General features: G+C 61.7%; 22 protein-coding genes and 1 pseudogene. 9 read left to right on the top strand and 14 right to left on the bottom strand.

Features of this window, described 5'->3' with window-relative positions; translation table 11 throughout:
- Nucleotides 1–65: 65 nt before the first annotated feature.
- From E3Z29_RS20350 to E3Z29_RS20335, 4 genes are read right to left on the bottom strand one after another with little or no spacing between them, the layout of a single operon-like run.
- Nucleotides 66–818 carry an N-formylglutamate amidohydrolase gene (locus E3Z29_RS20350; RefSeq protein WP_134786759.1) on the bottom strand — a complete coding sequence of 251 codons (753 nt, stop codon included), beginning with the start codon at nucleotides 816–818 and terminating at the stop codon, nucleotides 66–68.
- A complete protein-coding gene (locus tag E3Z29_RS20345) occupies nucleotides 802–2133 on the bottom strand; it encodes a glutamine synthetase (RefSeq protein WP_134786758.1) in 1332 nt (443 codons plus the stop codon). The genes E3Z29_RS20350 and E3Z29_RS20345 overlap by 17 nt, the downstream gene beginning before the upstream one ends.
- Complete coding sequence (locus tag E3Z29_RS20340) at nucleotides 2130–2774, bottom strand: isochorismatase family cysteine hydrolase (protein ID WP_007968761.1); 645 nt, start codon at nucleotides 2772–2774, stop codon at nucleotides 2130–2132. The genes E3Z29_RS20345 and E3Z29_RS20340 overlap by 4 nt, the downstream gene beginning before the upstream one ends.
- Before the next feature lie 2 nt (nucleotides 2775–2776).
- A complete protein-coding gene (locus E3Z29_RS20335) occupies nucleotides 2777–3631 on the bottom strand; it encodes a MurR/RpiR family transcriptional regulator (RefSeq protein ID WP_007968763.1) in 855 nt (284 codons plus the stop codon).
- 333 nt (nucleotides 3632–3964) lie between these two features.
- Here E3Z29_RS20335 and E3Z29_RS20330 point away from each other — a divergent pair, with 333 nt between their 5' ends.
- Both E3Z29_RS20330 and cobF read left to right on the top strand, forming a co-directional pair.
- Complete coding sequence (locus E3Z29_RS20330) at nucleotides 3965–4534, top strand: histidine phosphatase family protein (protein WP_134786757.1); 570 nt, start codon at nucleotides 3965–3967, stop codon at nucleotides 4532–4534.
- Nucleotides 4534–5289, top strand: a complete 756-nt coding sequence (gene cobF, locus E3Z29_RS20325) for a precorrin-6A synthase (deacetylating) (RefSeq protein ID WP_134786756.1) — start codon at nucleotides 4534–4536, stop codon at nucleotides 5287–5289. The genes E3Z29_RS20330 and cobF overlap by 1 nt, the downstream gene beginning before the upstream one ends.
- 107 nt (nucleotides 5290–5396) lie before the next feature.
- On the opposite strand, the gene ftrA is transcribed toward cobF, so the two are convergent.
- Complete coding sequence (gene ftrA, locus E3Z29_RS20320; protein WP_134786755.1) at nucleotides 5397–6371, bottom strand: transcriptional regulator FtrA; 975 nt, start codon at nucleotides 6369–6371, stop codon at nucleotides 5397–5399.
- A gap of 102 nt (nucleotides 6372–6473) precedes the next feature.
- On the opposite strand from ftrA, the gene E3Z29_RS20315 reads away from it, so the two are divergent.
- The 4 genes from E3Z29_RS20315 (at nucleotide 6474) to E3Z29_RS20295 (ending at nucleotide 10198) form a co-directional block, all read left to right on the top strand.
- A complete protein-coding gene (locus E3Z29_RS20315) occupies nucleotides 6474–6902 on the top strand; it encodes a rhodanese-like domain-containing protein (protein WP_134786754.1) in 429 nt (142 codons plus the stop codon).
- Nucleotides 6903–7219: 317 nt separating this feature from the next.
- Complete coding sequence (locus E3Z29_RS20310; RefSeq protein ID WP_003226194.1) at nucleotides 7220–7999, top strand: ABC transporter substrate-binding protein; 780 nt, start codon at nucleotides 7220–7222, stop codon at nucleotides 7997–7999.
- A gap of 199 nt (nucleotides 8000–8198) precedes the next feature.
- Nucleotides 8199–9311, top strand: coding sequence for a M14 family metallopeptidase (locus E3Z29_RS20300; RefSeq protein WP_134786753.1), 1113 nt, complete (start codon nucleotides 8199–8201; stop codon nucleotides 9309–9311).
- A 170-nt stretch (nucleotides 9312–9481) separates the two neighbouring features.
- Nucleotides 9482–10198 (top strand): alpha/beta hydrolase, encoded by a 717-nt coding sequence (locus E3Z29_RS20295; RefSeq protein WP_134786752.1) that lies wholly within the window; start codon nucleotides 9482–9484, stop codon nucleotides 10196–10198.
- 3 nt (nucleotides 10199–10201) lie between these two features.
- On the opposite strand, the gene E3Z29_RS20290 is transcribed toward E3Z29_RS20295, so the two are convergent.
- A complete protein-coding gene (locus E3Z29_RS20290; RefSeq protein WP_134786751.1) occupies nucleotides 10202–10768 on the bottom strand; it encodes a hypothetical protein in 567 nt (188 codons plus the stop codon).
- 85 nt (nucleotides 10769–10853) lie between these two features.
- Nucleotides 10854–11636, bottom strand: a complete 783-nt coding sequence (locus E3Z29_RS20285) for a hypothetical protein (protein WP_134786750.1) — start codon at nucleotides 11634–11636, stop codon at nucleotides 10854–10856.
- A 131-nt stretch (nucleotides 11637–11767) separates the two neighbouring features.
- Between E3Z29_RS20285 and E3Z29_RS20280 the strand changes: the two genes are divergently transcribed.
- Entirely contained in the window at nucleotides 11768–12304 is a 537-nt protein-coding gene (locus tag E3Z29_RS20280) for a chalcone isomerase family protein (RefSeq protein ID WP_027611650.1), read from the top strand.
- Between the two features lie 71 nt (nucleotides 12305–12375).
- Nucleotides 12376–13695, top strand: a complete 1320-nt coding sequence (locus E3Z29_RS20275; RefSeq protein WP_123588535.1) for an Nramp family divalent metal transporter — start codon at nucleotides 12376–12378, stop codon at nucleotides 13693–13695.
- 195 nt (nucleotides 13696–13890) lie between these two features.
- Here E3Z29_RS20275 and E3Z29_RS20270 read toward each other — a convergent pair.
- The 3 genes and pseudogenes from E3Z29_RS20270 to E3Z29_RS20260 all read right to left on the bottom strand — a co-directional run bounded on the left by E3Z29_RS20270 (nucleotide 13891) and on the right by E3Z29_RS20260 (nucleotide 16473).
- Nucleotides 13891–15073: pseudogene (locus tag E3Z29_RS20270) on the bottom strand (acetyl-CoA C-acetyltransferase).
- 11 nt (nucleotides 15074–15084) lie between these two features.
- Nucleotides 15085–15750, bottom strand: a complete 666-nt coding sequence (locus E3Z29_RS20265; RefSeq protein ID WP_027611653.1) for a CoA transferase subunit B — start codon at nucleotides 15748–15750, stop codon at nucleotides 15085–15087.
- A 24-nt stretch (nucleotides 15751–15774) separates the two neighbouring features.
- Nucleotides 15775–16473 carry a CoA transferase subunit A gene (locus E3Z29_RS20260; protein WP_134786749.1) on the bottom strand — a complete coding sequence of 233 codons (699 nt, stop codon included), beginning with the start codon at nucleotides 16471–16473 and terminating at the stop codon, nucleotides 15775–15777.
- Nucleotides 16474–16623: 150 nt separating this feature from the next.
- Between E3Z29_RS20260 and E3Z29_RS20255 the strand changes: the two genes are divergently transcribed.
- Entirely contained in the window at nucleotides 16624–17499 is an 876-nt protein-coding gene (locus tag E3Z29_RS20255) for a LysR family transcriptional regulator (protein ID WP_134786748.1), read from the top strand.
- Nucleotides 17500–17606: 107 nt separating this feature from the next.
- Here E3Z29_RS20255 and E3Z29_RS20250 read toward each other — a convergent pair whose 3' ends face one another.
- The 4 genes from E3Z29_RS20250 to E3Z29_RS20235 form a co-directional block, all read right to left on the bottom strand.
- A complete protein-coding gene (locus E3Z29_RS20250) occupies nucleotides 17607–18449 on the bottom strand; it encodes an NAD-dependent protein deacetylase (protein ID WP_027611655.1) in 843 nt (280 codons plus the stop codon).
- 152 nt (nucleotides 18450–18601) lie between these two features.
- Nucleotides 18602–19648: a class I SAM-dependent methyltransferase gene (locus E3Z29_RS20245; protein ID WP_134786747.1), complete on the bottom strand. Its 1047-nt coding sequence runs from the start codon at nucleotides 19646–19648 to the stop codon at nucleotides 18602–18604.
- Between the two features lie 310 nt (nucleotides 19649–19958).
- On the bottom strand, nucleotides 19959–21260 hold the full coding sequence (locus tag E3Z29_RS20240) for an ATP-binding protein (protein WP_134786746.1): 1302 nt from the start codon (nucleotides 21258–21260) through the stop codon (nucleotides 19959–19961).
- A complete protein-coding gene (locus E3Z29_RS20235) occupies nucleotides 21257–21997 on the bottom strand; it encodes a response regulator (protein WP_027611658.1) in 741 nt (246 codons plus the stop codon). Before E3Z29_RS20235 ends, E3Z29_RS20240 begins: the two co-directional genes overlap by 4 nt.
- Nucleotides 21998–22290: the final 293 nt, after the last annotated feature.

Raw genomic sequence — 22290 nt, 5'->3', positions numbered from 1 at the left:
CTATCCAGCGTTTTTAGTTGTTATGTCGATCCATCGTTACAGCGTCAGCAGTCTTGCAGCATTCTTTACAGCAGCGGCGCCAGGCGCTCGGCCCACAGCGAAACCGCTTCCGGGCTGCGCAGCAGATCGTTGCGCACCTCGATCAACACCGATTCCAGCCCCCGGGCATCGCCGTGCACCGGAACGGTCATGTCACCCAGCGGATCAACCCGGTACGGCTGGTTGCCCGCGACTTTCAGCGGGTGCTGGCCGAGGCCGTCGATTAACCGTTGCGCATAGGCGCCGGCCTGTCCGAACAGCACGCCGACTTCCAGTGGGCGCGGCTGGCCGTAATACACCGGAGTAAAACTGTGAATCCCGACCACCCGCACCGCCTGGCCTTGTGCGACGCGCTGGTCGATCAGGGTCTGCAGCCGGGCGTGAAACGGTTTGAACAGGGTCTGGCGCCGGTATTCGCGAGTGGCTTCGTCCAGTTCGCGGTTACCGGGCACCTGATAAATCTCGCTCTGCGCCGGAATGCTGTCGGGGGCATGTCGGGGCCGGTTGAGGTCGATCAGCAGCCGTGAATAGTTGGCGCTCAACAGCGTTGCGCCGAGTGTCTCCGACAGCTTTTCAGCCAGTTGCAGTGCGCCGATGTCCCAGGCGATGTGCTCGCGCGCGGCTGCATCGTCCAGGCCCAGATTGTTCAGGGCCTCGGGGATGTAGCGGCTGGCGTGCTCGCACACCAGGATCAACGGATGCGATGAATCTTCGCGGCTCAGGTTGTAGACCGGGCGGGTGTACAACCCCAGCTCGGCGGATTCAGTACAGGCGTGCATAGTGCTCACACAGGTCAGCGGGCGAGAGCTGTTCCGTCAGCGCCAGTTCCTCGGTTTTAAGGGCGTGGTAAGTGTCGAGCAACGGCTTGGGCAGCCATTGATTGAAGGCTGCACTGTCACGCAGGCAATCCAGCGCCTGGGCCAGCGAGGCGGGCAGGGCCACAATGCCCCGGGCCTTGCGTTGCTCGTTGTTGAGTGAATCGGGAATTTCATCGGTGATCGCGTTCAGCGCCAGACGCTGTTCGATGCCCAGCCGTCCGGCAATCAGCAGCGCGGCCATTGCCAGATGCGGCGAGGCGGTGGCGTCCATCGCGCGGAATTCCAGGTTGTACTGCGCCGCCACGGATTTGCCGCCCAGGCTCACGGTCGGACAAATGCGCAGCGCCGCTTCACGGTTCTGCTGCCCCAGACACGCATAGGACGCGCTCCAGTGGTGTGGCTGCAAACGCTCGTACGACACCGGTGTCGGCGCGGTGAACGCACACAGCGCCGGCAGGTAATGCAGGATCCCGGCGGCCCAATGCTGGCCGAGGGTCGACAGACCGTTGCTGGTGCCGGCGTCGTAGAGCAGTGGCAGACCTTGCAGGTCGAGCAGGCTGATGTGCAGGTGCACACCGTTGCACACCGCGTCAGCCTTGGTTTTCGGCGCGAAGCTGACGTCGACGCCCATTTGCCGGGCGATTTCGCGGGTGATTTCGCGCACGTTGACCGCACGATCCGCCGCCGCCACGCCGAGGGTCGGCCGGCAGGTGATTTCGTATTGGTGCTTGCCGTATTCGGGCAGGAACATTTCCGGCTCAACGCCACCCGCGCGCAGCGCGCTGAGCAGCCAGCCGCCGAACTCGGCACCCTGACGCTGGGCTTCGAGGGAAAACGCCAGATGCTCGGCAAAACCGGCATGCAGGTTGAATTCGTGTTCGAACGCCGCGTTGACCTGCAAACCGAGGTCGTCGCGATAGCGCTCGATTTCATCGCGCAGCAGTGTGCGCGGGCAAGCGCTCCACGGCCGGCCATCGGTCTCGCGGATGTCGCCGTGGATAAAGTCCAGCGCCGGTGCTGCGGCGTCCGGGCCATTACCGACCGTCACGCGACTGGCCAGATCGGGAATCAGCCGCAAATCACCATAGGCGCCCCATGGGTTGGTCGAGGCGATGATGTCCTGGGGCGTCAATGCACTGTTGGCCGGCACCCAGCCGCAACCGGCGGCTTGATAATGCTCCAGCTGATCGGTGGGAAACGAGCGGCCACGGGTGATGCCGATCAGGTCGGTGGTGACGATGGTGGTCATCGGCAACGGCGTCAGGCGCTCGCTCATGGACGCATCTCCTGCAAGCGGCCGAGCACGGTTTGTGTGTCAGTGATCCAGCAGTAACCCTTGATCGCGTTCAGGCAGGCATCATGCCGCGCCGGGGTGTAAGTGGCGCAGGCGTCTTCGACCAGCGTCACCAGATAGCCACGGTCGGCGGCATCGCGCACGGCCATGTCGACGCACTGGTCGGTGACGATGCCGGCAATGATCAGGTGGCGGGTTTCGAGGTTGCGCAGTACGTAATCGATGTTGGTCGAGTTGAACACCCCGGACGAGGTTTTCGGCAACACGATTTCGTTTTCCACCGGGGTCAGGTCGTCGATGATCCGCGCCTGGGTGCTGCCCTTGGGCAAGTGCATGTCCGACAGTTTGTGATCCAGCGAGCGGTCGCGACCGTCGGCGGTCAAGCTTTCGATAATCGTGTGCAGCACATTCTGCCGCGCTTCGCGAAAGGCACTGAGCAAGCGGCGCTGGTTGGGCACCACCTGCATGTGCGCGCGGGTCAGGAAATACTCGGCGTCCGGGCCGTTCAGGTGCGGGTCGAACTGCGGTTCGAGCCAGGCACGCTGCATGTCCACCAGCAGCAACGCGGTGTGGTCGGTAACGAACGGCAAATCCCGCGGCGAGCGGTGGGGAAGACTGAACATCCTTATTTATCCTCCAGCAGATGGGTGTTGAAGTCGTTGCGCAGGGCGTCGATGCCTTCCAGGCGATCGGCCAGATCGGGGCTGCGCAGGGTCAGGCAGGCAATCAGCGCCTCGACCTGGGCCAGCGCCGGCACCATGGTGTCGAACGGCGAGGCCGATTCCACCGGAGCACTGATGATCAGGTCAGCCAGTTCACGCAGCGGCGAGGCATAGATGTCGGTGAACAGCACCACCCGCGCGTTGTTGTTCTTCGCCGCCGAGGCCACCCGCAGGGCCTGGGACTGGTAGCGCCGATAGTCGAACAGCAGCACCACGTCCTGGCGTTGCAGATCGAATAGGCGGTCGGGCAGTTGCGCGTTGTCCTCCAGGGCAAAGCAGCCGGGCCGCAGCAAGCGCAGGTGGTTGAGCAGGTAGTTGGCCATCAGGCTGCTGAAGCGCCCGCCGAAGCAGTAGATCTGGTGCCGGGTATCGAGCAGCCAGTCGAGCAGAATGCGCACGTCTTCGGGTTGCGTCAGGGCCTGGGTTTCCACCATCAGGCGTTGGCTGTCGGCCAGATAATGGCCCCAGGCATCATCCTTGTTCAGGTGCGAACGCGGCTGCAACAGGGTGCGCGGCGAACGCAGGCGGTGATCCATGTCGCTGAGCAGGGCATCCTGAAACTCGGCATAACCACCGAATCCGAGCTTCTTCACCAGCCGCACGATAGTCGGATCGCTGACGCCGGCGTGTTCGGCCAGACGCGCCATCGGTCCCAGGCCATTGCGTGGATACTGGTCGAGCAGGGCGCGAATCACTTTGCGCTCAGACGGTGTCAGCTCCAGGCCGGGATCGGTGATCAAGTCTCTGAGAGGGGGCATCCGGGCTCCTGCTGGATGAAGGGGGGTGTTGAATTCGTTTCACAATCCGTTAAAACAGTATTTATGTAACTCAGGTTACATGTCTAGTGAATTTTTAGCGTTGGCGATTCGACGTTTAAATAAGCTCACAACCCTGAGTAACAAGGGCTACACCTGAGTCTGTGCCTCTTGTAGTCCATTGCCTCCAGGCGTGTCAGACATTGCCGCTTTTTCTACTTCAGAGTACTGGGCTGGAGGTTCACGAGATCCCCTGAAGCGACCGGGTTACGGCACAATTGCCACAAGACCGGCGATTTGCCGCCGATTCAGCTGATGTTCATCGAGTGAAACCCTGTGCAGTCCACCCGTTTGACTTTGATTTGCCACGCGCGAACCGTCGCACAGAAATTGTCGCGCTTTCCTACGAACGAGCCTGTTGAAAATTCGCCATTGGCGCTCGGCGCGTTGGCCGCAAAATTCACCGGTGCCAGCCGTTTGTTGTGCGGGCCGGAACTGCGTACGCGTCAGACCGCCGAGTGGTTCGGTGCGGCGCCGCAAGTGGACGAAGCGCTGCGCGATTGCGATTTGGGGCGCTGGCACGGGCAAGCGATCAAGGATCTGCAAGTGCGCGAGGCCGAGGCCTTGCAGGCGTGGATCAATGATCCGCAGGCGGCACCGCATGGTGGCGAGTCGGTAATGCAGTTGAGCGAACGCGTGGCGGCATGGCTGACCAGTCTGCAAGGCGCATCGGGGCACATCGTCGCCGTCACCCATCCGTTTGTGGTGCGTGCGGCACTGATGCAGGTGTTACAGGGCGCGGCGTTCAACGCCGTTGATGTTGAACCGTTGTCCATGGTTGAGCTGCGGTTCAACGGCATCTGGCGGCTACGCTTGCTGGGTATCGATCTTGCGGGAGCACTTTGATGAAACGACTGCTGGTCATCGGCATCGGCGCCGGAAATCCCGACTACATCACGATGCAGGCGGTAAAGGCGCTGAATCAGGTCGACGTGTTCTTTCTGATGGACAAAGGCCCGAGCAAGGACAAACTGATCGATTTGCGTCGCGATATCTGTGCGCGTTACATCACCGATCCTGCGTATCGCTTCGTCGAATCCCACAGCCCAGAGCGCGCGCGCGGCGACGTGGACTACACCCGCGCGGTCGATGATCTGAATCGCGCCAAGCAAGAAACCTTCGAACAACTGATCAATGAAGAATTGGCTGACGAGCAGTGCGGCGGATTCCTCGTGTGGGGCGACCCGGCGCTGTACGACAGCACCGTTCGTATCCTGCAGGCGATTCTCGCGTCGGGCCGCTGTGCTTTCGAGTTTGAAGTGATCCCCGGGATAACCAGCGTTCAGGCGTTGGCGGCGCAGCATAAAGTGCCGTTGAACAGCATTGGCCGGTCAATTGAAATCACCACTGGCCGGCGTCTGGCGGCGGGGCAGGTGAGTGACACGGACAGCCTGGTGGTGATGCTCGATGCGGAAGATTCCTACCACCATGTGGCGGATCAGCAGACCGAGATTTACTGGGGAGCCTACCTGGGCACACCGGATGAAATCCTGATCAGTGGCAAGCTCAAGGATGTGGCGGCCGAGATCGAGCGGGTGCGCAAGGCTGCCCGGGCCAAGCATGGGTGGATCATGGATACCTATCTGTTGCGCAAGCCGTAGGTTTATTGTGGCTGGACTGGCCTCTTCGCGAGAAAGCTCGCTCCCACAGGGGGGCCCATTTCAAATGTGGGAGCGAGCTTGCTCGCGAAGGGGTCATCACAGTCAACTCAAGAAATGGCCTTGACCCCACGCCCAAACCGCTCCCGATACACCGATGGCGGCACCCCGACCACGCTGCGAAACGCCACGCGAAAACTTTCCACCGAGCGATAACCGCAGCGCAGGGCAATTTGCTCGGTGTTGTGCACGCTGCTCTCCAGTAATTCCCGCGCCCGGGCCAGTCGCTCGTGTTGCAGCCACGCTTTGGGCGATTGCCCGCTGGCTTCGGTGAAACGGCGCAAAAAGGTGCGCTCGCTCATCGCCGCTTCGCTGGCCAGATCGCGCACTTCCAGCGGTTGGTGCAAGCGCTCGCGGGCCCACTGCATCACCCGCGACAAGTCGTTGCGCGGCGTCGCGCTGACCGGCGTGGGGATGAACTGTGCCTGACCGCCAGTGCGTTGCGGCGACATCACCAGACGCCGGGCCACTGAATTGGCGACCTGAGTGCCGAAGTCCCGTGCCAGCAGATGCAGGCAGGCATCGATCCCGGCGGCGCTGCCCGCCGAGGTGATCAACTGTCCGGAATCGACGTAAAGCACATCCGGATTGACCGCGATCGCCGGGTAGCGTCGCGCCAGTTCATCGGTGTAGCGCCAGTGGGTGGTCGCACCGTGGCCGTCGAGCAAGCCACTGGCGGCCAGCACAAACACCCCTGAGCAAATTGACAGCAACCGCGCACCCTGGGCGTGGGCCTGTCGCAAGGCGTCGATCAGCGCCGGCGGCACCGGGGCCGCGCGGTCGCGCCAACCGGGAATGATGATGGTGCGCGCCTGCGCCAGCAGCTCCAGGCCGCCGTCGGCCAATACGTGAATCCCGCCCATGGCGCGCATCGGCCCTTGATCGACGGCGACGATGCGGTGCTCGTACCACGGGAAATCGAACTCCGGCCGGGGCAGGCCGAAAATCTCCACGGCGATGCCGAACTCGAAAGTACAGAGGCCATCGTAGGCCAGAATCGCGACCAATCCAGGTGAGTCAGGCATTTGGCGGAAAATTCCCGGTGAGTGTCTTGCCCGCCACTGTAGCGCCAAGTGCCGGCCCGATAAAGTCTGCTCACACCCCAACAGATGAAGGAGCCACACAACATGACCAGCCTGGTTCGCGACATTCCTGCCGCACCGTCGGCCATTGCCCTGATGCATTTCAGCAACCGTCTGACGTTTGAAACCGATTGTTCTGACGTATACAGCAGCCAGGAAGCCGGTGAAGTCGATTTTGTCCTGGTCGATGTGCGCGGGCCTTTGGCGTTCGAGCGCGGTCACGTGCCGGGCGCGATCAACATTCCGACCCGCTTGCTGACCGCCGAAGGCCTGGCGGAGTATTCGACGAGCACGTTGTTCGTGGTCTATTGCGCCGGCCCGCACTGCAACGGCGCCAACAAGGCTGCGGTGAAACTGGCGGCGTTGGGTTACCCGGTCAAGGAGATGATCGGCGGCGTGACCGGCTGGCTGGATGAGGGCTTCAGCTTGAGTGCTACTCAAGCCGCCAAGGCGCCTATTGGATGTGAATGCTGAAAGCTTTTGTAGGAGCTGCCGCAGGCTGCGATCTTTTGACTTTTAAAGAGCAAAAGATCGCAGCCTGCGGCAGCTCCTACAAAGGCCATTTGTGTCGTTTTCAAAGATTTGTCCTACAGCCTTTGCACCATGTCGGCGCACCGTTGATCCCGGTCAACGCGTGCGCCGATTTTCTGTAAGTATTTGTCGCCTAAACACAATTTGCCCTGTGCGCGCCGCCATAGACTGCCGGCCACGTCGGTTTTTGCTGCTCAATGGCCATGACCGAACGCCAATCGAAAGCTGCCAATAAAAGCCTCCGCACACAGGAGTAATAAATGAAGAAGCTAGTGATGTTCGGTGCCCTGGCACTGTCGATGTTGTCCCTGACCGCAGTGGCCGAAGACGCCAAACCGATTCGTCTGGGGATAGAAGCCGCTTACCCGCCATTCTCGATGAAAACCGCTGATGGCAAACTCACCGGGTTCGACGTCGATATCGGCGATGCCCTGTGCAAACAGATGGACGTCAAATGCGTGTGGGTCGAGCAGGAGTTCGACGGCCTGATCCCGGCACTCAAAGTGAAGAAGATCGACGCGATCCTGTCCTCGATGACCATCACTGACGACCGCAAGAAAAACGTCGATTTCACCATCAAGTACTACCACACCCCGGCGCGCTTCGTGATGAAGGAAGGCTCCGGTGTCAAAGACCCGCTGACCGAGCTCAAGGGCAAGAAAGTCGGCGTGCTGCGCGCCAGTACCCACGACCGCTATGCCACCGACATGGCCAAGGACGCCGGGTTTGAAGTGGTGCGCTATGGCTCGCAACAGGAAGCCAACCTCGACATGAAATCCGGCCGTCTCGACGCGATGCTGGCGGACTCGGTCAACCTCAGCGACGGTTTCCTGAAGACCGACGCCGGTAAAGGCTTCGAATTCGTCGGCCCGACCTACGAAGACGCCAAGTACTTCGGCGGCGGTGCCGGGATTGCCGTACGCAAGGGCGATACCGAGCTGGCCGAGAAATTCAACAAGGCCATCACCGAAATCCGCGCCAATGGCGAGTACAAGAAAGTCCAGGACAAGTACTTCGACTTTGACGTGTACGGTCATTAATACGCTGTAGAAAAAAGTGGTCCCGTTTGCGCGGTGGCCACTTTTTTTGTGCTCTGATTCATAGGAGAACCCTGTAGGAGTGAGCCTGCTCGCGATAGCGGTTTAACATTCAGCCGCTTTAGTGCCTGACACACCGCTATCGCGAGCAGGCTCACTCCTACAGGGGATCTGCGTGATCCAGCCATTCAGGAGTTTTCCCATGCAACGCATCGACCATGTCCTGCCCTGGAGCCATCTGGGCAGCGAACGTTCCCTCAGCGTCTTCCGTTACGGCGCGGGCAGCCGCAAGGTGTACATCCAGGCCAGCCTGCACGCCGACGAACTGCCGGGGATGCGCACCGCGTGGGAACTCAAGCAACGCCTCAACGCGCTGGAACAGCAGGGCCGTCTGCAAGGCGTGATCGAGCTGGTACCGGTGGCCAACCCGATTGGCCTCGACCAGCATCTGCAAGGCAGCCACATGGGGCGCTTCGAGTTGGGCAGCGGGAAGAATTTCAACCGCGCGTTTGTTGAACTCAGTGCGCCGGTGGCGGCGCGAATCGGCGAGCAACTGGGCAGCGACGCCGAGGCCAACATCGCGCTGATCCGCCAGACCATGGGCGAGGTGCTCGATGAGTTGCCAGCCCCGGCCTCGCAACTGGAAGCGCTGCACCGCTTGCTGCTGCGCCATGCCTGCGACGCCGACATCACCCTCGATCTGCATTGTGATTTCGACGCGGCGATTCACATTTACGCATTGCCACAACACTGGCCGCGCTGGCAATCGCTGGCGGCGCGACTGAAGGCCGGCGTGGCCTTGTTGTGCGAAGACTCCGGTGGCAGTTCGTTCGATGAATCGTGCTCATCGCCGTGGCTGCGTCTGGCCCGAGCGTTTCCGAGTGCGGCGATTCCCCCGGCGAACCTCGCCACCACCCTTGAACTGGGCAGCATGGGCGACACGCGGGTCGATCAGGCGCAGGCCAATTGTGAAGCGATTCTCGGCTTTCTCGCCGAGCAGGGTTTCATCAGCGGCGAATGGCCGGCGGCGCCGAGCGAATGCTGCGAAGGCATGCCGTTCGAAGGCACCGAATACCTGTTCGCGCCGCACCATGGCGTGGTCAGTTTCCTGCGCAATGCCGGGGAGTGGGTCGAGCAGGGCGATGCGCTGTTCGAAGTGGTGGATCCGTTGAATGACCGCCTCACCACCGTCCGCGCCGGCACCAGCGGCGTGCTGTTTGCGATTGATCGTGGGCGCTACACCCAGCCGGGGATCTGGCAGGCCAAGTTGGCGGGGCGTGAGCCGATTCGGGTGGGCAAGCTGATCAACGACTGACAGATTTCCTTGGATTTTCCGGCCTCATCGCGAGCAGGCTCACTCCTGCATTTGGAATGCGTTGTTCCTGTAGGAGTGAGCCTGCTCGCGATAGCGGTCTCGCCAGCACCACAATCTTCAGAGAGTGTTAGGCTCACCGACGAACCCGACACTCTGTGAAGGAAGGCTCTATGTTGAAGGCGTTTGCCCTGTTAACCCTGCTGGCGTCCAGCGCCGTCCACGCGCAAACCACGCTGCAAAGCGACTTGCCACTGAAATACATCGAACAGGTTCACCCGGACGCGAACACTCGGCCGCTGGTGATTTTTCTGCACGGTTACGGCAGTAACGAAGCCGATCTGATCGGCATGAAGCTTCAGCTGCCGGCGCAGTACAACTACCTTTCGGTGCAGGCGCCGCTGGCGTTGGGCGAAGGGCGTTTCCAGTGGTTTCGCAAAAAAGGCGAAGGCGCCTACAACGGTGAGACCGATGATCTGAAGGCCAGCGGTCAGAAACTGCGGGAGTTTGTCGCGCAGGCGGCGAAGAAATATCACGCCAGCCCGGACAAGGTGTACCTGATCGGCTTCAGCCAGGGCGCGATGATGACCTACGAAGTGGGCCTGCGTCCGCCCGTGGCGGTCGGTGGCATCGCGGCGTTGAGCGGACGCCTGTTGCCGGTATTGAAAACCGAGCTCCAGGCGCAGCAACAACCGTTGCCGCTGAAGATCTTCATCGGCCATGGCACCGCCGATGATCGGGTGCCGTACCGCGACGGCACCGCGGCCAATGCGCTGCTGCAAAAACTTGCCTACAAACCCGAGTTTCACGCTTATCCCGGTGTCGGCCACAGCATCAGTTCTGCCGAGCTGCGGGACTTGAACGCCTGGCTGCAGCAGCTCAATCCGTAAGGATCACTTGTCCTTGAGGATGGTTTTCACCAGCGCATCGTGACCGCTCTTGTCGCTGGCCCGGGAAATCACCTGGACCAGCGCCATGCGCTTGCCGGACGCGGCGAGCAGGGTGGTATTGAGGGTCTGGCCGCCGCCCTGAGTGGCGGTGCTGTCGACCTGACGCACGCCGAGGCTGCTGCTTTTCTGGGTCAGACTTTTTTCGCTGAGCTTGTTGAAGTCCGGCAAGGCCTTGCGCTGGTCATCGATGAAACTCGCCAGGCTGCCATCGAGAAATTCGTTGTCGTTGTCCTTGACGCTGGCGCCGCCGGCGATCTGGTTTTCCGCGGCGATGACCACAGTCTTGGTCGCCTGATTGGTGTACATCGTGCCCTTGGCACCGGTTGGCCCGGCCGGCAGCGGGTCGGCGGTGAAGCCTTTGGGCAGGACGAAGGTGAACTTGCCGTCGAGCATCGATACGTTGTTGGTCGAGGCCTTTTCCTTGGGCTTGGCTGCCTGGGCGTTGAGGGCGCCGAGGCCGGCGACCGCCGCCAGCAACAGGACGACGGCTTTCTTGCTGAGCAATGACATGTGAATCTCCGAGGGATGGTCGCGCCAGGGCGGCGATGATCCCACGGAGCATGCCTGGCATTCCAGCGCGGTTTGTCAGGCTGCCTCAGCCTTGAGGTTGTGGGCTTTTGGCGGGAGTCGGTCGGGCCAGCAACTTGCGGGTGACCCCGAGCATCGCCACCGACACCGCGACACCGGCGATGAATCCGCTGAGGCCCAGGGTTGGCAGGGTCAGCGCCGACACCAGGCAAAACGCCGAAAACGAGTACATGCCGGTCGCCGTCGCCCGCAGCAATGCCGCGGTAAACGCCGGACCACGAGTCTGCTGAGAAAACACCGCCATTACACTTCCGAGCACCGGGAACACCGCGAGCAAGCCGCTCCAGCGCTCGCCCACAGTACTCGCGAGCATGGTCACCAGCAGCGTCAGCGCCGCACCGGCAATCATCCGCCAGAGCAGTTTGTCCGACTTCGGTGTCGGACCGTTCAGCACCGGCTGCACGTCGGGAAACAGGTACGGCGCGGCGAGCAGGGCAATCGCCGCCGCAGCGATCGAGAACGGCAGCGACGGCGGAATCAGCGACAAAACCAGCGCCAGTACCGCCCACACCGACAGTGACGCCGTCAGCGCCAACGGCCAGTTCGCCCGCTGTGCCACCTGCGCGTAGGTAATGCAGAAGGCGATCATGGCGAACATCGCCGACAGCGCCGCCACCGCCGATTGCGCAGCAAACTGAGGCCCCTGTTCGATGGCGAGGAAAAACAGAATCGGCCCGACCACCACCGGCAGCCCCGACAGCCAACCGGCCACGCTCGGTCCCCAGCGCTTGCCGGCGAGGGAAATCAGCAGCAGAAAAGCGGGGATCAGCAGTAATTTGAGGATCAGCACGCGGGAGGCCTCCGGGGATGGAACGGCCAAGGTAACCGATTGCTGCATTGATCGACAATTTTTGTATACAAAATCTGCGAGTGATATCCGCTATGCTCTGAAAATCAGGGTTTACCGGAGTCGATGCCGCGATGAGCAAACCATCAAAGTTGCTGCGTGGGTGCTGTGGCATCGGCTTGTGGGCGTTGTTACTCACGCCGACCTGGGCCAATTGGCAGGACGCCGTGCCCGGCGCGCAAATCATCGGCACCGGCGATTTCAGTGTGTTCGGCTTTGACGTCTACAACGCCCGGTTGTGGAGCGCGGCTCGCCCGTTGTCCACCGAACAGCCCTTCGCTCTGGAGCTGATCTATCGGCGCAAGATCTCCCGCGATGATCTGGTGCAGGCCAGTGTCGATGAAATCAAACGCCTGGCAGGCTCGGGCGTCAGTCCCGCGCAACTGGCCAGGTGGCAAGGGCAAATGGAGCAATCGTTCGTCGATGTGCAGGCTGGCACACGGATTACAGGCGTGTATCTACCAGGGCAGGGCGCACGGTTTTTTGTCGGTCAGCAGTTGCAGCATGAAATCGATGATCCGCAATTTGCCCGGGCATTTTTCGATATCTGGCTGGATCCGCGTACGCGCAATCCCGAACTGCGTGAGCAACTGTTGGGCATGAGCCGATAGAATTTTTGTTCTTCAAGGCGCTGACTGAAACCTCTAAGCTGCGTCTTTCGAACTTGTTTCTGGATGTGTGCGTGAAATTCAGCTTACCCAAAATCGCCACCGCGCCGTTCTGCCCGCCGGAAGTGGCCGGCAGTGTCGCGGTGGATCCGAGCGCCTCGTTCTTCAAACGCGTGCTGCGTTTTGCCGGGCCTGGCTTGCTGGTGTCGATCGGCTACATGGACCCGGGCAACTGGGCGACCGCGATCGAGGCCGGTTCGCGTTTTGGTTACAGCCTGCTGTTCGTGGTGTTGCTCGCAAGTCTGGCGGGAATGGTCGTGCAGTGCCTGTGCTCGCGTCTGGGCATCGCCACCGGTCGCGATCTGGCGCAATTGTCCCGCGAGCGCTACAGCACCCCGACCGCTCGCCTGCAATGGGTGCTGGCGGAAATCTCGATCATCGCCACTGATCTGGCCGAAGTGCTCGGCTGCGCCCTGGCGTTTCACTTGTTGCTTGGCTGTTCGCTGACCTTCGGCATTGCCCTGACCGCCTTCGACACGCTGCTGGTGCTGGCCTTGCAGAACCGTGGCTTCCGTCGGCTGGAGGCGATCATGCTGGTGCTGGTGGCGACCATCGGCGTGTGTTTCTTCGTCGAACTGGTGCTGATCAAACCGTACTGGCCAGATGTGTTCGCCGGTTTCAAACCGTCGCTCTCGGCGATCAGCGATGCCGCGCCGTTGTACCTGGCAATCGGCATCCTCGGCGCCACGGTGATGCCGCACAACCTCTATCTGCACACCTCGATCGTGCAGACGCGGATGATCGGCAAGGACCTGGCCAGCAAGCAGGACGCGGTCAACCTGGCGCGCATCGACACTATCGGCTCGCTGGCGCTGGCGCTGCTGGTCAACGCGGCGATCCTGATTCTGGCGGCGGCTGCGTTTCACCAGTCCGGGCATACCGACGTGGTCGACATTCAGGACGCCTACCACCTGCTCGACCCGCTGGTCGGCGGCGCGCTGGCCAGTGTGCTGTTCGGCGTGGCGTTGCTGGCGTCGGGGCAGAGCTCGACGTTCACCGGGACCATCGCCGGACAGGTGATCATGGAGGGTTATCTAAACCTGCGGATTCCCTGCTGGCAGCGGCGTTTGATCACCCGTGGGCTGGCGCTGATCCCGGCGTTCATCGGCGTGTGGCTGATGGGCGATAACGCGGTGGGCAAATTGCTGGTGCTGAGTCAGGTGGTGTTGAGCCTGCAGCTGCCGTTTGCGCTGTACCCGCTGATTCGCATGACCAGCGACAAGCAACTGATGGGGCCGTTTGTGAACCGGCTGCCGACCCGGGTGCTGGCGTGGGGATTGTTTGTGGTGATCAGTGGCGCGAATGCCTGGTTGATTTTGCAGATGGTGGTGTGACTTTCAAAGCACCCTGTGGCGAGGGGATTTATCCCCGATCCAGTGCGAAGCGCTGGCAAAGATGTGTGTCGAGGCGAAAAATTCTGGGGCTGCTGCGCATCCCATCGGGGATAAATCCCCTCGCCACAAAAGCGGTGAAACCAGACAGCGAGCGGATGTCGTGGATCCGTCCGCCGCCTGTATTGCTCCTTTGGATTAACCGCGTTCCAGCGCCAGCGCCACACCCTGACCGCCGCCGATGCACAGGGTCGCCAGACCTTTCTTCGCATCACGCTTGATCATTTCGTGCAGCAGCGTCACCAGCACGCGGCAGCCCGATGCACCGATCGGGTGACCGAGGGCGATGGCGCCGCCGTTGACGTTGACCTTGTCCAGATCCCATTGCAAATCCTTGGCCACTGCCAGCGATTGTGCAGCGAAGGCTTCGTTGGCTTCGATCAGGTCCAGTTGGCCGATGTTCCAGCCCGCCTTGTCCAGGCAGCGACGGGTGGCCGAGACCGGGCCGATGCCCATGATCGCTGGGTCAACACCGGCGTTGGCGTACGCGGCGATTTTTGCCAGCACCGGCAGGCCCAGGGCCTTGGCCTTTTCGGCGCTCATCAGGATCACTGCAGCGGCGCCATCGTTCAGCGACGAAGCATTACCGGCGGTGACGCTGCCGTCCTTCTTGAACGCCGGACGCAGTTTCGCCAGGGATTCGGCGGTGGTGTCGCCACGTGGTTGTTCGTCGACCTTGAACGCCACCGGATCACCTTTGCGCTGCGGGATCAGAATCGGGGTGATCTCATCGACAAAGCGTCCGGCCTCAATGGCCGCAGCGGCTTTGCGCTGCGAAGCGGCGGCGAAGGCGTCCTGCTGTTCGCGGCTGATCTCATATTTATCGACCAGATTCTCGGCAGTGATGCCCATGTGGTAATCGTTGAACGCATCCCACAGGCCATCGCTGATCATGGTGTCGACGATTTGCGCATGACCCATGCGCAGACCGGTGCGTGCGCCCCGGCATCACGTAGTTGGACAGGCTCATGTTCTCCTGACCGCCGGCGATGATCACCTCGGCGTCGCCGCAACGGATCGCTTGTGCGCCCAGGTGCAGGGCTTTCAGTCCCGAGCCGCAAACCTTGTTCAGGGTCATGGCCGGCACGGCGTGGGGCAGGCCGGCCTTGATCGCGGCCTGACGCGCCGGGTTCTGGCCGGCGCCGGCCGTCAGCACTTGGCCCATGATCACTTCATCGACCTGCGCACCGTCCAGACCGGTCTGTTCCAGTAACTGGCGAATCACCGCAGCGCCCAGATCCACCGCGGACACGCTGGCCAGCGAACCCTGGAAACTGCCGATCGCGGTGCGGGTGGCGGCAACAATTACGACGTCTTGCATTTTCGAATTCCTCACTGGGCAGCGAACTGCATTTCCGGTACGTGATCCGGGACGATCAGTTTACCAGCGGTTTTGGCGACGATTTCCTCGACGCTGACGCCAGGTGCGCGTTCCTTGAGGACAAAAGCGCCATTTTCGATTTCCAGATAGGCGAGGTCGGTCAGCACGCGCTTGATGCAGCCGGCGCCGGTCAGCGGCAGGCTGCACCTGGCCAACAGTTTGGACTCACCGTCCTTGGAGGCGTGGGTCATGATCACGATGATGTTGTCGGCACCGGCCACCAGATCCATCGCGCCGCCCATGCCCTTGACCAGTTTGCCGGGAATCATCCACGAAGCGATGTTGCCTTCGACGTCGACTTCGAACGCGCCGAGCACGGTCAGGTCGACATGCCCGCCGCGAATCATCGCGAAGGATTCGGCGGAGTTGAAGATCGATGCGCCGATGCGCGCGGTCACGGTCTGTTTGCCGGCGTTGATCATGTCGGCATCGATGGTGTCTTCCGTTGGAAACGGGCCCATGCCGAGCAGGCCGTTTTCCGATTGCAGCATGACTTCCATGCCGTCGGGAATGTAGTTGGCGACCAGGGTCGGAATGCCGATGCCGAGGTTCACGTAGTAGCCGTCCTGCATTTCGCGGGCGACGCGCTGAGCCATTTGTTCGCGGGTAAGTGCCATGTTTTTATTCTCCGTCAGCCTGAATTATTTGCGGATGGTGCGCTGTTCGATGCGCTTTTCGAACGTGCCGCAAATGACCCGGTCGACGTAGATGCCGGGGGTATGGATCTGCGACGGATCCAGCTCGCCGGGCTCGACGATTTCTTCGACTTCGACCACGGTGATCTTGCCGGCGGTGGCCGCCAGCGGGTTGAAGTTCTGCGCGGTGTGACGGTAGACGACGTTACCGAAATGGTCGGCTTTCCAGCCTTTGACGATGGCGAAGTCGCCGGTGATGGACTCTTCCATCAGGTACTTGCGCCCGTTGAATTCGCGCACTTCCTTGCCTTCGGCGACCGGGGTGCCGACGCCGGTGGCGGTGAAGAAGGCCGGGATGCCGGCGCCGCCTGCGCGCATTTTCTCGGCGAGGGTGCCTTGCGGGGTCAGGATGACTTCGATGTCGCCCTTGAGCAGTTGCTCTTCGAACAGTTTGTTTTCGCCGACGTAGGAGGCAATCACCTTGCTGATCTGGCGGTCGGTCAGCAGCACACCGAGGCCGAAACCGTCGACGCCACAGTTATTGGAAACCACGGTGAGGTCGCGGGTGCCCTTGCGCTTGATCTCGGCGATCAGGTTTTCCGGAATGCCGCACAGGCCGAAGCCGCCGGCGATCACGGTCATGCCGTCTTCAAGACCCGCCATGGCTTCCTCGTAGGAACTCACGCGCTTGTCGAAACCTGCCATATGCACCTCTTTTATTGTTTGTCGGGCGGCTGGCTAGCCGAATGACTGGAGTGTCGCGCTGGAGAATATATTTGTTAAGTTGATTTTTAAGGTTGATTGATTGATAAAGCTCAACAATTGACTGATTGCAGATACGGAAGCATAGCGCTCATGACCATCAAACAGATCCGCGCCTTCCTCGCCGTGGCCCAGAGCCTGAGCTTCGCTGTGGCCTGCGAGCGCCTGCACCTGTCGCAATCGGCACTGAGCCTGACCATCAAGGCGCTGGAAGAGGGGCTGGGCGGGCGGTTGTTCAGTCGCAACACGCGCAATGTGGCGCTGACCGCCGAGGGCGAATCGCTGCTGCCGTTGGCCCGGCGCCTGATCGCCGACTGGGATAACGCCGAAGACGAAATGCGCCAGCGCTTCAGCCTGCAACGCGGGCGGGTGACGCTGGCGGCGATGCCATCGTTTGCCGGCAACCTGCTGCCGCCGATCCTCAAGACCTTTCGCGCGCGCTATCCGAACGTCAACGTCACGGTCAACGACGTGATCAACGAGCAAGTGCTGGAAATGGTTCGCGACCGCCATGTGGAACTGGGTGTCGCGTTCGAACCGATGCAGAACACCTCGCTGACGTTCACCCCGCTGTACATCGATCGCTTCGTCGCAGTGGTGCCGCAGGATTCAGCGCTGGCCGGGCTTGGCGAAATCGACTGGCAGACCTTGCTGCAGGAACCGTTCATCACCCTGCAACGGCCGTCGACGGTGCGGGTGATGCTCGAAGAGCACTTGCAGGCCCGGGGCATGAAACTGCCGGTGGAATTCGAGAGTCATCAACTGGCAACCGTCGGGCGCATGGTCGCCAGTGGCCTGGGGGTGAGTGCGGTGCCAGCGTTGTGCGCCGAGCAGATGCTGGAGCTGGGCGCGCATTGCCTGACCTTGAATGATTCAGTGGAGCGGGCGATTGGTGTGCTCACGGAGCCGGGCAATGAGCTGTCGGCAGCGGCGCAGGCACTGTTCGATATTCTCAAAGCCGAACATTGATCCTGTGGGAGCGGGCTTGCTCGCGAAGGCGGGGTATCAGTCGAGGAAAGTCTTGGCTGAAAGGACGCTATCGCGAGCAGGCTCGCTCCTACAGGGGATTTCGCGAGTCAGGAAGTCAAGCGTTGCACCAGCAACGGCAGCAGCTGTTCGCATGACGCCTCGATCTTCAGATCCAGCAGATCATCGGCGCGAGTCTTGCCCAGATTGATCGCCAGCAACGGCTTGCCCCGATCGGCGATCACCCGGCACAGACGAAACGCCGAATAGGCCATCAGCGACGAGCCCACCACCAACAATCCCGCGGCATTTTCTGCCGCCGCCATGGCCCGCGCCGCCGTCGGCTGCGCCACGTTCTCACCGAAAAACACCACGTCCGGCTTCATCCGTTCACCGGCGCAATACGGGCATTGTGGCGTCTGAAAACGTGCTTCGAAGGCCGGATCGAGCAGGGTATCGCCGTCCGGCGCCTGCACCGCGTCGACCCCGGCCAGATACGGATTCTGCTCGACCATCCGCTGCTGAATGTCGTCACGCGCGCTGCGCTGGCCGCAATCCAGGCACAACACCCGGTGCAGGCTGCCATGCAGTTCGATCACGTCCTGACTTCCAGCCTGATCGTGCAGGGTGTCGACGTTCTGCGTGATCAAGGCGCTGATCAGACCCCGGCGCTGCAAATCGGCCAGCGCCTGATGCGCGGCATTGGGCCGCGCCTGACGCACCCGCGGCCAGCCAAGCATGGCCCGCGCCCAGTAGCGGCGACGGGATTCCGGAGCGGCGAGAAATTCCTGATACATCATCGGCTGCCGGCCCCGGCGTACACCCTCACTGTCGCGGTAATCCGGGATGCCCGACGGCGTGCTGATGCCCGCGCCGGTCAGCACCACAAAGCCGCCATCGGCCATGGCCTGGTGCAGGGTGTCGAGGTGTTCGCGGGTCGGGCTGTCGAGCATGGTCAGCACTCCGGGGAGGACGATGCCCGCAGGTTAGCATTAACCGTGTGGCGAGGGAGCTCGCTCCCGCTGGACTGCGCAGCAGGCCTGTTTTGGGCTTGCTTTGCAATCTGACGGGAGCAAGCTCCCTAGCCACAGGTGATAGCGCTGATTTATTTGCGCGCCTCCAGTATCAGATTGAACGGCGTCTGCGTCGCCCGGCGAAAATGCTTGAACCCGGCCTCGGTAAACACCTTGCGCAAGCGCATTTCACCGGCCTGCGCACCCAGCCCCAGGCCAACTTCCTGGGACAGCGAATTCGGCGTGCAGATAAAGGTCGAGGCCGCGTAAAACAGGCGTCCGACCGGGTTGATGTTGTCGTCCAGCGCGTCGTTGGCAAACGGCTCGACCAGCAGCACCGTGCCGTCCTTCTTCAATGATTCGAACGCATGCCGTGCGGCGCCGACCGGGTCGCCCATGTCGTGCAGACAGTCGAAGTAGCAGATCAGGTCATAGTCGTCGCCGGGGTAGTTTTTGGCGTTGTTCTGGAAGAACTTCGCCCGGCTGCTGACCCCTCCTTCTTCGGCGCGCTGGGTGGCGACGGTGATTGACGGCGCGTGGTAGTCGAAACCGACGAAGTGTGAGTTGGGATAGGCCTGGGCCATGATCACCGTCGACGCGCCGTGGCCGCAGCCGATGTCGGCGACTTTGGCGCCTTTTTCGAGTTTGGCGACCACGCCGTCCAGCGCCGGCAGCCATTCAGCGATCAAGTGACCTTTGTAGCCGGGGCGAAAGAAGCGTTCGGTGCCGCTGAACATGCACGGATGGTGATCGCCCCAGGGCAGGGCGCCATTGCCGCGCATGGCTTTGACCAGTTTGTCCTTGTCGTGGAAAAACGAGGCCACCACACCGAGTCCGCCGGCGACGTACACCGGCGAGTCTTCCACGGCCAGTGCCAGCGCCTGCTCTTCCGGCAACCGAAACTGGCCATCGTGATGCTCCATATAGCCGGACGCGACATGCGCGCTGAGCCATTCGCGTACCAGACGCGGGTTGCAGGTGGTTTTTTCGGCGAGGGCTTGCGGGGTGACCGGCTGACTGTCGGCCATCGCCCGGTACAGCCCGAGTTCTTCGCCAACGATGACGTTCGCCAGCATCGCGGCGCCGCCCATGTCGTTGACCAGTTTGCCCATGAAGGCGTTGAGTCGTGTTTCGTCCATCACGAGTGCTCCTGATACAGGATCACCGTCCGGTGGCAGAACGTTGTCGAGGCATGGGCCGTTGGGCGGTGGTCACAGAAGTGGGCAGGGCACAGCTGACGTCGTCCTGCAATCCCCCTCGACTGGGTAATGAATCAGTCTAGCCGGGCTGGGGCAAGATGCAGTGTTTGTGCTCCATGCAAATTCCAATGTGGGAGCGGCGGTACGAAGATTCGACTTGCTCGCGAACGCGGTGTGTCAGTCAATGCATCAGGGGCTGATACGCCGCTTTCGCGAGCAAGCCCGCTCCCACAGGTGATTGGTGTGGGGATCAGCGCAGGGGCAATTTCAACTCCGCGCACAGGCCTCCGCCCTCGCGGTTGCTCAGGGTCAGTGATCCGCCGAGGGCCATGGCCAGTTGCTGGGCGATGGCCAGGCCCAGGCCGGTGCCGCCGGTGCTGCGGTTGCGCGAGTTTTCCACCCGGTAGAACGGCTGCATGACCTGTTGCAACTCGGCTTCGGCAATGCCTGGCCCGCGATCGAGGATTTTGATGCAAAGACCGTCGTCGATATCGACCTGCAACTGCGCGGCACCGGCAAATTTCAGTGCGTTGTCGGTCAGGTTCACCAGCACCCGGCGCAGGGCCTGGGGACGGGTATCGATCACCGCCGCGCTCTTGCCGCTCAGCTGCACGTCCTTGCCCATGTCCTGATAGTCGAACACCAGGCTGTCGAGGAACGAGTCGAGATCGGTGCGCCGGCTTTCCTCGGTCGAGCCGTGGATGCTGCGAGCGTACGCCACGCCTTCGCGCACCAGATGCTCCATCTCGCCGAGGTCGTTCCACAGTTTGTCTTTCTCGACCGAGTCGTCCATGAACTCTGCGCGCAATTTCATGCGGGTGATCGGGGTTTGCAGGTCATGGGAAATCGCTGCCAGCAGTTGCATGCGCTCCTTCAGATACGCAGCGATCCGCGCCTGCATCGCGTTGAAGGCCCGTGCGGCGTAGGCCACTTCGGTCGGGCCGTGTTCGTCGAGCATCACCGGGTGCGCGTTGGGGTCGAGGGATTCCACGGCGTTGGCGAGCCGGGCGAGGGGGCGTATGGCAATGCGCACCGCCAGCCAGGTGCAGGCGATCAGCAGCGCCAGTTGCCCGAGCAATACCCCCGGCAGCCACGGCGACAGCGGCGGCATGGCCGGGCGCACATCGATGGTCAGCGGGCTGCCGTCGCTAAGGCGCAAATGGGCCTGGAAGTGTTTTTTCTCCGCGGAAAAACGGCTGAAGGACAGCGGATGGGCGCCGCCGATCGCACTGCTGATCGAGGTCGCGGCTACCGGTACCTCCTCGGCGTCGAGCGGGGCGCCGGGATCGCCGTCGTTCAACCGATAATCGTAGTTGGTGCGAGCCAGTCGTGGCAGCCAGGCAGGGCGTTCCTGCGCCGGCAAGCGGTCGAGGATTGCAACCGACGTCGAAACGTCGTTTTGCATATTGCTGAGCATGGTGCTTCTGGCGCTTTGGAAACGCTCGTAATACTGCGCGCCAAACGACAGGGCCTGGGCCAGGATCAGCCCGACCAGAAAGATCAGCGACAACCGCGAAGCCAGGGTGCGTGGCCAATGCAGCTTGAGGCTCATGCCGAGGCCCCGAGGATTTCCACCGGTAGCGAAAAAACATAACCCTCGCTGCGCACGGTTTTGATGTAGGCCGGCTCACGCGCATCATCAAGCAGGCGCTGGCGCAAACGGCTGACCAGCAGATCAATCGAGCGATCAAACAGATCGGCTTCGCGGCCCTGGGTCAGGTTGAGTAACTGATCACGGCTGAGCACCCGTTGTGGATGATCGAGGAACACCCGCAGCAAGCGGTATTCGGCACCACTGAGGGCGACCAGTGTGCCGTCATTGTCCAGCAGATGCCGGGCCGAGGTGTCCAGTTGCCAACGGCCGAAGGCCAGCAGGCGACCGCTTTCGGTGACCACCAGATTCGGCGGCAGCATGCGTGTGCGCCGCAGCACCGCGTTGATCCGCGCCAGCAGTTCGCGGGCGGCGAACGGCTTGGTCAGGTAATCGTCGGCGCCCATTTCCAGGCCGATGATGCGGTCGGTTTCATCGTTGCGCGCCGTGAGCATCAGCACCGGCGTGGCCTTGTGTTTGCCCACGCGTAGTTCGCGGCACAGCTGTAGGCCATCATCGCCGGGCATCATGATGTCGAGCACAATCAGGTCGACGGTGTTGGCTTCGAGAAAACTGCGCATCTGCCGACCATCGGCGACCACGGTGGTGCGCAGTCCGTTCTTCTTCAGGTAATTGCCGACCAGCTCGCGGATCTCGCGGTCGTCGTCGACGATGAGGATGTGATCGACATGTTCCATCGGTGCAGAACCTCTATCAAAGGGCAATGCCGTGCAGTCTATCGAGCCTGCGACGGCTTGCCTGCCCGGGTTTGTATTGCAGTGTATCTGGCGTAATGGCGGATACATACACATGCAAAAACGCGATTTTTTCAGGGTTTTGTATCGCTGTGTATCTCCGGGCGGTGGGGATACACAGTGATTGATAGCGGCCGTTTCCTGACACAGACGCGATACCTCGCGCGCCTCAAATAGGCTCCATCGAGGCCCACACAGTTTGCCTCGGCTCAACCCATACAAGCCTTGAGGAAACC

Source organism: Pseudomonas sp. S150, from assembly GCF_004526365.1.
GTDB classification, from domain to species: Bacteria; Pseudomonadota; Gammaproteobacteria; order Pseudomonadales; family Pseudomonadaceae; genus Aquipseudomonas; species Aquipseudomonas putida_A.
This window is presented reverse-complemented; position numbering and strand designations above follow the sequence as displayed.

Excerpts from the sequence above, each read along its gene's own strand:
- E3Z29_RS20240 (WP_134786746.1), bottom strand. The coding sequence starts at position 21,260 with ATGAGCCTCAAGCTGCATTGGCCACGCACCCTGGCTTCGCGGTTGTCG.
- E3Z29_RS20255 (WP_134786748.1), top strand. The coding sequence starts at position 16,624 with ATGACCATCAAACAGATCCGCGCCTTCCTCGCCGTGGCCCAGAGCCTG.
- E3Z29_RS20340 (WP_007968761.1), bottom strand. The coding sequence starts at position 2,774 with ATGTTCAGTCTTCCCCACCGCTCGCCGCGGGATTTGCCGTTCGTTACC.
- ftrA (WP_134786755.1), bottom strand. The coding sequence starts at position 6,371 with ATGCCTGACTCACCTGGATTGGTCGCGATTCTGGCCTACGATGGCCTC.
- E3Z29_RS20345 (WP_134786758.1), bottom strand. The coding sequence starts at position 2,133 with ATGAGCGAGCGCCTGACGCCGTTGCCGATGACCACCATCGTCACCACC.
- E3Z29_RS20290 (WP_134786751.1), bottom strand. The coding sequence starts at position 10,768 with ATGTCATTGCTCAGCAAGAAAGCCGTCGTCCTGTTGCTGGCGGCGGTC.
- cobF (WP_134786756.1), top strand. The coding sequence starts at position 4,534 with ATGAAACGACTGCTGGTCATCGGCATCGGCGCCGGAAATCCCGACTAC.
- E3Z29_RS20235 (WP_027611658.1), bottom strand. The coding sequence starts at position 21,997 with ATGGAACATGTCGATCACATCCTCATCGTCGACGACGACCGCGAGATC.
- E3Z29_RS20260 (WP_134786749.1), bottom strand. The coding sequence starts at position 16,473 with ATGGCAGGTTTCGACAAGCGCGTGAGTTCCTACGAGGAAGCCATGGCG.
- E3Z29_RS20315 (WP_134786754.1), top strand. The coding sequence starts at position 6,474 with ATGACCAGCCTGGTTCGCGACATTCCTGCCGCACCGTCGGCCATTGCC.
- E3Z29_RS20250 (WP_027611655.1), bottom strand. The coding sequence starts at position 18,449 with ATGCTCGACAGCCCGACCCGCGAACACCTCGACACCCTGCACCAGGCC.
- E3Z29_RS20295 (WP_134786752.1), top strand. The coding sequence starts at position 9,482 with ATGTTGAAGGCGTTTGCCCTGTTAACCCTGCTGGCGTCCAGCGCCGTC.
- E3Z29_RS20245 (WP_134786747.1), bottom strand. The coding sequence starts at position 19,648 with ATGGACGAAACACGACTCAACGCCTTCATGGGCAAACTGGTCAACGAC.
- E3Z29_RS20335 (WP_007968763.1), bottom strand. The coding sequence starts at position 3,631 with ATGCCCCCTCTCAGAGACTTGATCACCGATCCCGGCCTGGAGCTGACA.
- E3Z29_RS20265 (WP_027611653.1), bottom strand. The coding sequence starts at position 15,750 with ATGGCACTTACCCGCGAACAAATGGCTCAGCGCGTCGCCCGCGAAATG.
- E3Z29_RS20280 (WP_027611650.1), top strand. The coding sequence starts at position 11,768 with ATGAGCAAACCATCAAAGTTGCTGCGTGGGTGCTGTGGCATCGGCTTG.
- E3Z29_RS20300 (WP_134786753.1), top strand. The coding sequence starts at position 8,199 with ATGCAACGCATCGACCATGTCCTGCCCTGGAGCCATCTGGGCAGCGAA.
- E3Z29_RS20350 (WP_134786759.1), bottom strand. The coding sequence starts at position 818 with ATGCACGCCTGTACTGAATCCGCCGAGCTGGGGTTGTACACCCGCCCG.
- E3Z29_RS20310 (WP_003226194.1), top strand. The coding sequence starts at position 7,220 with ATGAAGAAGCTAGTGATGTTCGGTGCCCTGGCACTGTCGATGTTGTCC.